Here is an 11885-nt window from a genome sequence, read left to right on the forward strand (position 1 = left end):
CTGCGGCTACCGCATGTATCGCCGCGAGTGGTTTGCCGCGCCTCGCTTTAGCCGCTATCAGCAACCAGCGTTGACGGGTCGCAGACCGGCCGGGGATGCGCGTCTCTTTCGCAGTCGGATATTGCCTTGATGCGTCGCGTCCTCTCGTCCCTTATCGCCGTCTCCATGCTGGCAATCGCCTTGCCCGCTGCGGCCCAGATTCCCGGCCAGCAGCAACAGCCTGGCCAACGCGGCCAGCAGCGTCAGGACGACGATGCCCAGGAAGGCAACCGTAGCCGTGCCCCGCGCATCGCGCCCCTTCGCCAGCGGGCCAACGCCGGCCCGTGCCCCTATGTGAAGGTGCTTTACGACGCCGCACGCTATGTCGAACTGGCCGACAATCGCGCCGCGACGTCAAACGTCGGCTTTACGGGCGAGATCGAGGGGGTGACCGCGGGCTGCAGCTATCGCGACGACGACCCGATTACCGTTCAGATGGACGTCCTCTTCAATCTCGGCCGCGGCCCCCAGGCGTCGGGCGACCAGCGGACCTATCGCTACTGGATCGCCCTGACGGAGCGAAACAACGCTGTTCTTGCCAAGGAATACTTTGACCTGCCGGTGAATTTCGACGGCAGCCGCACCGCTTCGGTGACCGAGGAAAAGACCATCGTCATCCCGCGCAAGGGGCCTGAAGTTTCGGGTTCCAATTTCGAGATCCTGGTGGGCTTCGAGGTCACGTCCGAAATGGCCGAGTTCAACCGAACGGGTAGTCGGTTCCGCGTCAACGCCGGCTCGGCCCCCGCCCCACAATGACCGATCTGAAGACCGCGCTCGGCGAAGCGGTAGCCGCCGCCTTCGCTGCCGAAGGCGTGGACACGGCGCTTGCGCGCGTCACGCCCTCGGACCGGCCCGACCTGGCCGATTTCCAGTCGAGCGGTGCCCTCGCAGCGGCCAAGGCGCTCAAGGCCAATCCGCGCGAGCTGGCAGGACGGATCGCAGAGCGCCTGTCTTCCGACCCGCGTCTGGCCTCTGTCGAGGTCGCGGGACCGGGCTTTGTCAATTTCCGGCTCTCGGACGCCGCACTGGCCGGGCGGGCTGCCGAGGTAGCGTCGGATGCGGATCATGCGGGTGCATCGTCCGTCCTCAAGCCGCGCAAGGTCGTGATCGACTATGCCGGGCCCAATGTCGCCAAACCCATGCACGTGGGCCATCTGCGCTCCTCGATCATTGGCGAGAGCCTGAAGCGGCTGTTCCGTTTCCGGGGCGACACGGTCTGGGGCGACGCCCATTTCGGGGACTGGGGCTTCCAGATGGGGCTGCTGATCGTCGCGGTCGGCGACGAGGGTGGTGCGGATGCGTTCCTGGGCGAAGGCAGCGGGCCTTTTCCCGCCGACAGCCCGGTCACGCTCGAGGATCTCGAGCGGCTGTATCCGCTGGCCGCCGGGCGCGCCAAGGAAGACGTCGACTATCGCGACCGCGCCCGCAAGGCGACGGCGGCGCTGCAGGCGGGGCATGCCGGCTACCGCGCGCTGTGGGCGCATTTCGTGGCGGTCAGCCGCGTGGCGCTCGAGCGCGAATTCGGGGCGCTGGGTGTCACCTTCGATCTCTGGAACGGCGAGAGCGATGCCGATCCCCTGATCCCCGGCATGGTCGTGGACCTGAAGGCCAAGTCCCTGCTGGTCGAGGACGACGGGGCCCAGGTCATCCACGTCGCCCGCAACGGCGAGACCCGCAAGCGCAAGCTGGCCGACGGCTCGGTCATCGAGGCGCCCAGCCCGCCGCCCCTGCTGGTCATCAGCTCGGAAGGCTCGGCCATGTATGGCACGACCGACCTGGCCACGATCCTGGATCGCCGGAACCGGATCGATCCCGACCTGATCCTGTATGTCGTGGACGAGCGTCAGGCCGAGCATTTCGAACAGGTCTTCCGCGGGGCTTATCTGGCCCGTTATGCCGATGCCGGCACGCTGGAGCATCTCGGCTTCGGCACGATGAACGGCACGGACGGCAAACCCTTCAAGACCCGTGCAGGCGGTGTCCTGAAACTGCACGACCTGATCACCCAGGCGACCGACAAGGCGCGGGACCGGTTGCGCGAGGCCGAGCTCGGGACCGATCTGGACGAGGCGACCTTCGAGGCGACGGCGCACAAGGTGGCGATCGCGGCCCTGAAATTCGCCGACCTGTCGAACAGCCGGACCACGAGCTACGTCTTCGATCTCGATCGCTTCATGAGTTTCGAGGGAAAGACCGGCCCTTATCTGCTGTACCAGGCCGTGCGCATCAAATCCCTGCTTCGGCGCGCGTCCGAACAGGGTGCAGCGGCGGGCGGGGTCGTCATCGCTGAACCTGCCGAGCGCGATCTGGCCCTGACGCTGGATGCCTTCGATCAGGCCGTGTCCGAGGCCTATGACAAGCGTAGCCCGCATGTCGTGGCCGAGCACGCCTACCGGCTGGCGCAGAGCTTCTCGAAATTCTATGCCGCCTGCCCGGTGCTGGCGGCCCCCGACGTGGGGACACGAGGATCGCGCCTGACCCTGTCGAAAGCCGCGCTTGACCAACTCGAGATCGCGCTGGATCTCTTGGGCATCGCCACGCCGGAACGGATGTGACCTGTGACTGACGCCACGCTCGCCCCCTTCATTGCCGGCCTGCCCAAGGCGGAGCTGCACCTGCATATCGAGGGCAGTCTCGAGCCCGAACTGATGTTCGAACTGGCCCGGCGCAACCGGGTCGATATCCCGTTCGACAGCGTCGAGGCCGTGCGCGCGGCCTACAGCTTTTCCAACCTGCAGGACTTCCTCGACATCTATTATGCCGGGGCCAATGTCCTGCTGACCGAGCAGGATTTCCACGATCTGGCCCTGGCCTATTTCCGGCGATCGGCGGCGGACAGCGTCCGGCATGCGGAGATTTTCTTCGACCCCCAGACCCATACGGACCGGGGCGTGCCGTTCCAGGTCGTGGCCGACGGGCTGCTGTCGGGCATGGCGGCCGCCGAGGCAGAGCAGGGCGTCACCTCGCGTCTGATCCTGTGTTTCCTGCGGCATCTGGACGAGGACGCCGCCTTTGCCACGCTGAAAATGGCCGAGCCCTGGCTGGACCGGATCATCGGCGTCGGGCTGGATTCGTCGGAGGTCGGTCACCCCCCGTCCAAATTCCAGCGGGTGTTCGACGCGGCGGGATCACTGGGTCTGAAACGCGTCGCCCATGCGGGTGAGGAGGGGCCGCCGGACTATGTCTGGCAGGCGCTGGACCTGCTGAAGATCGACCGGATGGACCATGGCAACCGGTCGATGGAGGACCCGGCGCTGGTTGCACGACTGGCATCGGAGGGCATGACCCTGACCGTCTGTCCGCTGTCGAACCACAAGCTCTGCGTCGTCGATGATCTGGCGGACCATCCCCTGCCGTCCATGCTGGCAGAGGGTCTGCATGTCACTCTGAACTCCGACGATCCGGCCTATTTCGGGGGGTATGTGAACGCCAACTATCAGGCGCTGGCGGATCAGGCCGGCCTGACGCGCGACCAGATCGTGCAGGTTGCCGTAAACAGCTTCGAAGGGTCATTTCTCCCTGAAGCCGACAAGGCTGCGCGCATTGCCGAGGTTCAGGCCTACGCGGCATAGAAAAAGGGGACACCGTCGCCGGTGCCCCCTCTCTCGTCGTCAAAACGGGTGGTTCAGATCGGCAGGATGGCCGTGCCGAACGCCCGCTTCAACTCATGTGCGGCGAAGGTCTGGGCCACCATGGCATCGGGAACCACGGCAGCCATGCCGAAGAACTCGTGGGTTGATCCGTGGAAGGTCTTGTGACGCACGTCTGACCCGGCGCGTTCCAGCCGCTCGGCCAAGGTTTCCCCTTCCGACCGCAGGGGATCGATCTCGGCCAGAATCACGGTCGATGACGGCAGGCCGCTCAGGTCCGCATCGACGACATTGACCCGCGGATCGGATGTTTCCGTCTCGCTCGCGAAGGTCTGTTCAACGAACCACTCGATCATGGCCTTGTTCAGCGGCTTGGCGTTCGCGTTCTCGATATAGGACGGGGTGTTCAGGTCATTGCCGACGAGCGGATAGACCAGCACCTGATGGACCGGTGCCCGGAAGCCCTGGTCACGGGCGGCAATCGAGACGTTGATGGCCAGGTTTCCGCCGGCGCTTTCGCCCATCACAGCGACCTTCTGCGGGTCTCCGTTGAAGGTCTGGGCATTGTCGAGGACCCATTTGTAGGCTGCGACTGCATCGTCATGCGCTGCCGGGAACGGATGCTCCGGAGCCTGGTGATAGTGGACCGAGACAACGATCACGTCGGCCATTTTGGATACGCCCCGCGGCCCGCCGTCATAGACATCGAGGTCGGCGATCACGAACCCGCCGCCGTGGAAATAGACGACCACGGGATGGAGGCGGTCTTCCGAATGCTCATGCGGCTTGTAGATCCGGGCCTGGAGCGGACCTGCAGCACCGGGGATGGTGATGTCGGTGGTCTTCACGCCCATGTCGTCGTCCGGGTTCTTTCCGTCCTTGCGAAGCAGGGACTTGACCGCGTCCGTCGGGGTCGGCTGGCGCCGGGCCTCGGCAGCGTCCAGAGTCTCGATCGGCTTGCCACCGAGGGCTGCCAGTTCGTCGAGGACCTTCTGCATGGGGCCGTCGGCCTTGGCCGGAGTGTCGCGGTGCGCATGGTCCGTGCCGAACAGCTTGTCGATGATGGACATGAAAAATCCTCGCCTTGTCAGATGGTTATTGTTGAGGCACTGGAAACACCCCGGGGCCGCTCATGGTTCCAGTTCACGGGCTGAACGCTTGACTTCCGGCCAGAGTCAGGGCCTAGGTCCGCGCGATCTCGCGGGAGAGATCGGGCCGTCCAGCCTCCCCCTATCGGACGGACCCGAGGCCGAAGGCGCAACCGCCCCGGAAACGCTCAGGCAAACGGACCGCGAGGACATACGGACGCTGGAAAGCAGCCCGAAAGGGCTCGCCGAAGGAGCAAGACGCGCAGGGCCGGCAACGGCGCGTGGGCGTTGGAATCTCTCAGGCCACAAGGACAGCGGGGGCGCGAGACCGGCGGATCGATCCGTCTGAACACGCGACTCTGAAAGCCTTGTCCTGCATGACCGATACCCCGCTCAAGACCACACCCCTGAACGCTGCGCACCGGGCGCTGGGAGCCCGTATGGTCGGGTTCGGCGGCTATGACATGCCGGTCCAGTACGAGGGTGTTCTGGCCGAGCACCGCTGGACCCGCGAGCACGCCGGGCTGTTCGACGTCTCGCACATGGGGCAGGCCCGGATCGCCGGTGCCGATGCCATTGCCCAGTTCGAGCGGTTCGTGCCGGGTGACTATGCGGCGCTGAAGGCCGGCCGCCAGAAATACTCCCTGCTGCTGAATGCCGAAGGCGGCATTATGGACGATCTGATGGCGGGCAAGCCGGATCATGACGGCCTGTATGTTGTCGTGAACGCGGGCAACAAGGACGCTGACTTCGCCTATCTGGAAGCCAACCTGTCGGGCGATGCCCAGCTGGTCGTGCTGTCCGACCGTGCCCTGCTGGCGATCCAGGGGCCGGAAGCCGCCGAGGTCATGGCTGCCCATGAACCTGTGCTGGCAGAGATGGCCTTCATGGACTGCGCCCGGCTGATGCTGTTCGGCGTCGACTGCTTCATTTCCCGGTCGGGCTATACCGGCGAGGACGGCTACGAGATCTCCGTCCCCAATGCCGATGCCGAGCGCATCTGGAACACGCTGCTGGAGGACGCGCGGGTCAAGCCGATCGGTCTGGGGGCCCGCGACTCGCTGCGGCTCGAGGCCGGGCTGCCGCTGCATGGGCACGACATCGACGCGACGACGTCGCCGGTCGAGGGGGCGCTGACCTTTGCGCTCTCGAAGTCCCGCAAGGAGGCTGGCGACTTCAACGGCGCGGCCCGTATCGCGACAGAGACTGCCGATGGTCCGCCGCGCGTCCGGGTCGGCCTGATCGTCAAGGAAGGCGCGCCTGCCCGTGAAGGGGCCGGGATCGCCGACCTGGAGGGCACTGTCATCGGGACGGTGACGTCCGGTGGCCCGTCCCCGACCCTCGGCCGCAACATCGCCATGGGCTATGTGCCCCCCTCCCATGCTGCGCTCGGGACCGACCTCCAGGTCATCGTCCGGGGCAAGCCCGCCGCAGCCGAAGTGGTCGCCATGCCCTTCGTCGCCCAACGCTATCACCGCAAACCCAAGAGCTGAGACCAGACCATGCATTTCACCAAGGATCACGAGTGGGTTCGCCTCGACGGCGACGTTGCCACTGTCGGCATCACCAAGCACGCTGCAGACCAGCTGGGCGACGTCGTGTTCGTCGAGACCCCGGAAGCCGGCAAGACCGTCGCGGCCAAGGACAGCTTTGCCGTCGTCGAAAGCGTCAAAGCGGCGTCGGACGTCTATGCCCCCGTCTCGGGCGAAGTGATCGAAGGCAATGTCGCCCTGGCGACCTCACCGGAAACCGTCAATGCCGATCCCGAGGGTGAAGGCTGGTTCGCGAAGCTCAAGGTGTCCGATGCGTCGCAACTGGACACCCTGATGGACCGCGCCGCCTACGACGCCTTCCTCGCCACGCTTTAAGTCTTCTCCGCTCATCCCGTGAAAGCGGGATGAGCCGTTCGTCCTCCCCGGCGACATCTTTCGCCCACAGCCCTGGATCCCGGCTTCTGTCGGGATGAGCGGAATACAGACATGCGCTACCTGCCCCTGACCCCCGACGACCGCACGGCCATGCTGGCCGCGATCGGTGCGAACACCATCGACGACCTGTTCGTCGATGTGCCGCAACCGGCGCGTCGCGAGGGCTTCGTCGACCTACCGCGGGTGTCGGGCGAGCTGGAGGTGGAGCGGGCGCTGGTGGCGCTGGCGGCCAAGAATACGGCGGCGGGCACCGTGCCCTTCTTCTGCGGGGCCGGAGCCTATCGCCACCATGTCCCAGCGACCGTGGACCACATCATCCAGCGGTCCGAGTTCCTCACCAGCTATACGCCGTATCAGCCCGAGATCGCCCAGGGCACGCTGCAGTATCTGTACGAGTTCCAGACCCAAGTCGCGAACCTGACCGGCATGGATGTGGCCAATGCCTCGCTCTATGACGGCTCGACGGCCACGGCCGAGGGCGTGCTGATGGCGACCCGGGTGACGCGTCGGAACAAGGCGGTCTTCTCGGGCGGCGTACACCCTCACTATGTCCGCGCCTCCGAGACGGTCGTGCATGCGGTCGGCGTCGAGACTGTCAGCCTGCCCGCCGCCATCGATGCCGAGGCGGCCGTGATCGACGCCATCGACAAGGACACGGCCTGCGTCGTCGTCCAGACTCCGAACGTCTTCGGCACCGCCACAGACGTGACCAAGATCGCCGAGGCCGCCAAGGCCGCCGGTGCCCTGCTGATCGTGGTCGTCACCGAGGCCGTGTCGATGGGCCTGCTGAAGTCGCCCGGCGAGATGGGGGCCGACATCGTGGCCGCCGAGGGCCAGTCGATCGGCAATGCCCTGAACTATGGCGGGCCCTATGTCGGCCTGTTCGCCTGCCGGCAGGCGCTGATCCGCCAGATGCCGGGCCGCCTGTGCGGCGAGACCGTGGACGCCGATGGCGAGCGGGGCTTCGTCCTGACGCTGTCGACGCGCGAGCAGCACATCCGCCGCGACAAGGCGACGTCCAACATCTGCACCAACTCCGGCCTCTGCTGCCTGGCCTTCAGCATTCACATGAGCCTGCTGGGCGAGACGGGCCTGCGCAAGCTGGCGCTGCTGAACCACGACAAGGCGCTGGCGACCCGCGAAGCCCTGGCGGCCATCCCCGGTGTCGAGGTTCTGACGCCCCGCTTCTTCAACGAGTTTGCGATCCGCCTGCCGAAACCCGCCGCCGAAGTGGTCGACGCCCTCGCCGCGCATCGCATCCTCGCGGGCGTGCCCTACAGCCGCCTCGCACCGGGAACTGGCATGGACGACGTCCTGCTGGTGGCCGCCACCGAGACGACACTCGACGCCGACATCAAGATCCTCGCCGAAGCGCTGACGCGCGTTCTGGCCGCCTGAGGGAAATGACCATGAGCACGATGAACACTGTCGGCCGTCCGACCGCCCCGGTTCCGCACCAGCCGGAGCATGACTACAAGCATCCGACCCTGACCGGTGGACGCGGCCTGTTGCAGGACGAGCACCTGATCTTCGAGAGCGATGGCTGGTTCAAGACCGGCGTCGACCTGCCCGAACCCAGGGGCAACGGGTCCGATCTGGGGGCGCTGGTCCGGCATGACCCGATCGGCCTGCCCGGTCTGTCGGAGCCCCAGGCCATGCGCCACTATGTGCGTCTGAGCCAGAAGAACCACGCCATCGACCTGGCGCTCTATCCACTCGGCTCGTGCACGATGAAGCACAATCCGCGCCTGAACGAGAAGATGGCGCGCCTGCCCGGCTTCTCGGACATCCACCCGCTGCAGCCGATCTCGACGGTGCAGGGCGCGCTGGAGCTGATGGACCAGCTGGCCCACTGGCTGAAGACCCTGACCGGCATGCCCGCCGTCGCCATGTCGCCCAAGGCCGGTGCCCATGGCGAGCTGTGCGGCCTGATGGCCATTCGTGCTGCCCATGAGGCCTCGGGCGAGCATGCCCGGCGCCGCAAGGTACTGGTGCCGACCTCGGCCCATGGGACCAATCCGGCGACGGCGGCCTTCGTTGGCTATACGGTCGTGGAAGTGGCCCAGACGGCCGATGGCCGCGTCGACGTCGCGGACCTGGCTTCGAAGCTGGGAGATGACGTTGCAGCCATCATGGTGACCAACCCCAACACCTGCGGCCTGTTCGAGCGCGACATCCTCGAGATCAGCCGCCTGACGCACGAGGCCGGTGCCTACTTCTATTGTGACGGTGCGAACTTCAACGCGATCGTCGGACGGGTCCGCCCCGGCGACCTCGGCGTCGATGCGATGCACATTAACCTGCACAAGACCTTCTCGACCCCGCACGGCGGTGGCGGACCGGGCTCGGGACCGGTGGTGCTGTCGGCGGCGCTGGCCCCGTTTGCGCCGGCACCCTGGGTCGTCAACGACGGCGACAGCTTCCGTCTGGTGGAGCGCGAAGAGGACGAGGCCGCCCAGGCGTTCGGCCGGATGTGTGCCTTCAACGGCCAGATGGGCATGTTCGTCCGGGCCCTGTCCTACATGATGAGCCATGGCTCGGATGGGCTGCGCCAGGTCGCCGAGGATGCGGTCCTGAACGCCAACTACATCAAGGCCCGCCTGTCCGACGTCATGTCGGCGGCCTTCCCCGACGGGCCGTGCATGCACGAGGCCCTCTTCGATGACAGCTGGCTGGAAGGCACGGACATCACCACGCTCGATTTCGCCAAGGCGATGATCGACGAAGGCTTCCACCCGATGACGATGTATTTCCCCCTGGTCGTGCATGGGGCAATGCTGATCGAGCCGACCGAGACCGAGTCGAAACAGGAGCTGGACCGGTTCATCACCGCGCTGCGGGCACTCGCGGCTGCGGCCAAGGCCGGGGACGTCGAGCGGTTCAAGGGGGCCCCTTTCCACGCCCCGCTGCGTCGCCTCGACGAGACCCGTGCAGCGCGCGCTCCCAAACTGCGCTGGTCGGCTCCCGAAGGTCACAACATGGCGGCCGAATAGCAGATCCGGGAGTTCGGTGATGGTCTGGACTGCCAACGACATCCCGGATCTCACGGGTCGTCTGGTCATCGTGACCGGCTCCAACAGCGGGACGGGCTACGAGACGGCGCGCGTCCTGGCGGGGCGCGGAGCCGACGTCGTGATGGCCGCGCGCAATGCCGGGAAGGCTGAGGTGGCACGGCAGAGCATCCTTGCCGCACATCCCGGGGCCCTTGTCCGGTACGAGGCCCTGGACCTGGCAAGCCTGGCATCGGTGACTGACTTTGCCGATCGGTTCGCAAGGGCCGGTCGGCCGATCGATATCCTGGTGAACAACGCCGGGGTGATGGCTTTGCCCAGGCGTCAGGTCAGTGTCGATGGCTTCGAGCTGCAGATGGCGACCAATTATTTCGGGCATTTCGCCCTGACGGCGCGTCTGCTGCCGCTGCTGAGTGCCGGTGCGGCGCGGGTCGTGCAGGTGTCGTCGATCGTGCACCGGCAGGGCCAGATCCGGCTCGAGGACCTGAACCATGAGACGGGCTATCGGCCGTGGCCCGTCTATGCCCAGTCCAAGCTGGCGATGCTGATGTTCGCCCTTGAACTCGCCCGGCGAAATGACGCGAACGGGTGGGGTCTGACGAGCGTGGCAGCACACCCGGGCTATGCCCGGACGTCGCTGATCGAGAATGGGCCCATGGTCAGCAGTGCGCTGGCGCGGGCCGCGCTGAAGTATGTCTTCAGACCCTTCATCGAGCCGATGATCAGTCATTCGGCCGCTGAGGGGGCTTTGCCGATTCTCCTCGCTGCGACGTCGCCCGACGTGAAGAGCGGCGCATATTTCGGACCCCTTCAGATGTCAGAGATGAAGGGACCGCCCGGTGTCGCAGAAATCCGGTCGCACGCGTTGGATGCCGATGTGGCTGCGCGGCTCTGGTCCGCATCGGAGCGGCTGACAGGCGTCACGTTCGGCTAATCCTGCCGTCGTGAGCGTGACCGATTGGACACGCCACTCCGTTCCTCGCGGATCGTGACTGAAACGTCATGGGGCCGCCACGAACCGGCCACTCGAACAGTCTGTAAAGGGATCTGTGACACGATCGCCACGGCGAATGATTCTGCTGCCACGGCAGGCATCTATCCGTGGTCGTGTCCGTTCCTGATGTCAGACCCTCCAGACAAGGCCCCCTGTTCGTGACGTTCGTGCCCACCTTTCTGCAACCCGGCTTCAGGCCATCCGGCGACGCGGTCGCCCGGGTGCTGCGACGGGCTGCCTATATGGTGTCGGGTGTCATCGTCGTCATACTGGGTGTGCTGATCGCCCCTCTGCCGGGTCCGGGTGGGATCCCGGTCATCGCGCTGGGACTGGTCCTGATTCTTCGCAGCTCGTTCTGGGCCAAGCGTCAGTTTATCCGCGCTCAATACGCCCGACCCCGTTTCGTCTATCCTTTCCGGCGATTGCTGCGTCGTAAGCCCGAGATCGCGCCGGTGTTCTGGCAACAGGCTCTGCGGGCCGAGAAGCTGTTCCTTAAGTCTGCCCATCGGCGACTGGCGCGTGTGCGCCGCAGCAGTCGGCGTTTCTGGCGTCGGAATTTCCAACGCTAAATCTCCTCTGACCGGTGTTGCATTGCCGAAGCACGGTTTTGTGAACACAGGACGGTCACAATTCGCCTGAAAAAGGCGTAAGCTTTCCCAGCGTTATCGGAACGAAAACCGGCGTTGGGAGGCGCTCTCGTTATGATGTCACGCGTACAAAAGGGCATGGTTGCTGGCCTGGCGGCGACTGTTGCTGTGTCAATGCTGGAGCTGGGAAACCTCGCGATAGGATCGCCGGTCATGGCGTTCCCTGCTTTCATTGCCGAAACCCTGGGGCTGCATGACAACCTCATGGTGGGATGGCTCGTCCATCTTGCGATCGGCGTCCTGGTGCTGGGCGGAGGGTTCGGTTTTCTGTATGCCAAACTGCCAACCTCGACGGCTGCAACCCGCGGCATCGTCTATGCTGTCGGGGCCTTCACGGTCCTGCTGGTTGGAATCTTTATGGTCGGCGATCCAAGGATATTCGCAGGCTCGGACGGGTTTGGCACTGTGGGCTGGATGCTGATGACCCATGCGATCTTCGGCATCGTCCTGGGCAGTGTCTATGGAATACTGATGGCGCGCGAGAAGCGTGAGCTCAGAGCCATGGTCGGAGCCGCACCCGCGCACTGACCAGCCTGTAAACGCAAAGGCCATCAAGGCCTCCCCCACAGTCGCCTGAGCTGGCAAATC

General features: G+C 65.5%; 11 protein-coding genes and 2 riboswitches. Of the genes, 10 read left to right on the forward strand and 1 reads right to left on the reverse strand.

The features are described 5' to 3' along the window. Nucleotides 1-129 precede the first annotated feature (129 nt). From GGR13_RS12620 to GGR13_RS12630, 3 genes are read left to right on the forward strand one after another with little or no spacing between them, the layout of a single operon-like run. Nucleotides 130-795 (forward strand): Tat pathway signal sequence domain protein, encoded by a 666-nt coding sequence (locus GGR13_RS12620; protein ID WP_183213903.1) that lies wholly within the window; start codon nucleotides 130-132, stop codon nucleotides 793-795. Next, nucleotides 792-2594 carry an arginine--tRNA ligase gene (argS, locus tag GGR13_RS12625; RefSeq protein WP_183213904.1) on the forward strand — a complete coding sequence of 601 codons (1803 nt, stop codon included), beginning with the start codon at nucleotides 792-794 and terminating at the stop codon, nucleotides 2592-2594. The genes GGR13_RS12620 and argS overlap by 4 nt, the downstream gene beginning before the upstream one ends. A gap of 3 nt (nucleotides 2595-2597) precedes the next feature. Continuing rightward, nucleotides 2598-3611, forward strand: a complete 1014-nt coding sequence (locus tag GGR13_RS12630; protein WP_183213905.1) for an adenosine deaminase — start codon at nucleotides 2598-2600, stop codon at nucleotides 3609-3611. A gap of 53 nt (nucleotides 3612-3664) precedes the next feature. Here the strand turns inward: GGR13_RS12630 and GGR13_RS12635 are convergent, their stop codons facing one another. Continuing rightward, entirely contained in the window at nucleotides 3665-4699 is a 1035-nt protein-coding gene (locus GGR13_RS12635; RefSeq protein WP_183213906.1) for an alpha/beta hydrolase, read from the reverse strand. A 121-nt stretch (nucleotides 4700-4820) separates the two neighbouring features. After that, nucleotides 4821-4931, forward strand: a riboswitch (glycine riboswitch). Nucleotides 4932-4935: 4 nt separating this feature from the next. Beyond that, a riboswitch (glycine riboswitch) is annotated at nucleotides 4936-5034 on the forward strand. A 60-nt stretch (nucleotides 5035-5094) separates the two neighbouring features. On the opposite strand from GGR13_RS12635, the gene gcvT reads away from it, so the two are divergent. From gcvT to GGR13_RS12670, 7 genes are all read left to right on the forward strand, one after another. Then, a complete protein-coding gene (gene gcvT / locus GGR13_RS12640) occupies nucleotides 5095-6210 on the forward strand; it encodes a glycine cleavage system aminomethyltransferase GcvT (RefSeq protein ID WP_183213907.1) in 1116 nt (371 codons plus the stop codon). Between the two features lie 9 nt (nucleotides 6211-6219). After that, entirely contained in the window at nucleotides 6220-6585 is a 366-nt protein-coding gene (gene gcvH, locus GGR13_RS12645; RefSeq protein ID WP_183213908.1) for a glycine cleavage system protein GcvH, read from the forward strand. Between the two features lie 111 nt (nucleotides 6586-6696). Continuing rightward, nucleotides 6697-8043 (forward strand): aminomethyl-transferring glycine dehydrogenase subunit GcvPA, encoded by a 1347-nt coding sequence (gene gcvPA / locus GGR13_RS12650; RefSeq protein ID WP_183213909.1) that lies wholly within the window; start codon nucleotides 6697-6699, stop codon nucleotides 8041-8043. A gap of 11 nt (nucleotides 8044-8054) precedes the next feature. Continuing rightward, nucleotides 8055-9638 (forward strand): aminomethyl-transferring glycine dehydrogenase subunit GcvPB, encoded by a 1584-nt coding sequence (gene gcvPB, locus GGR13_RS12655; RefSeq protein WP_183213910.1) that lies wholly within the window; start codon nucleotides 8055-8057, stop codon nucleotides 9636-9638. A 19-nt stretch (nucleotides 9639-9657) separates the two neighbouring features. Beyond that, on the forward strand, nucleotides 9658-10590 hold the full coding sequence (locus GGR13_RS12660) for an SDR family oxidoreductase (protein WP_221230660.1): 933 nt from the start codon (nucleotides 9658-9660) through the stop codon (nucleotides 10588-10590). Between the two features lie 173 nt (nucleotides 10591-10763). Then, the gene (locus GGR13_RS12665; RefSeq protein ID WP_343060391.1) at nucleotides 10764-11219 is read left to right on the forward strand and encodes a PGPGW domain-containing protein; all 456 of its coding nucleotides are present in this window, start codon (nucleotides 10764-10766) and stop codon (nucleotides 11217-11219) included. A gap of 135 nt (nucleotides 11220-11354) precedes the next feature. Continuing rightward, nucleotides 11355-11825, forward strand: a complete 471-nt coding sequence (locus tag GGR13_RS12670; RefSeq protein WP_343060392.1) for a DUF6789 family protein — start codon at nucleotides 11355-11357, stop codon at nucleotides 11823-11825. Nucleotides 11826-11885 lie beyond the last annotated feature (60 nt).

The sequence above is a fragment of the Brevundimonas variabilis genome (assembly GCF_014199945.1).
Classification (GTDB): domain Bacteria; phylum Pseudomonadota; class Alphaproteobacteria; order Caulobacterales; family Caulobacteraceae; genus Brevundimonas; species Brevundimonas variabilis.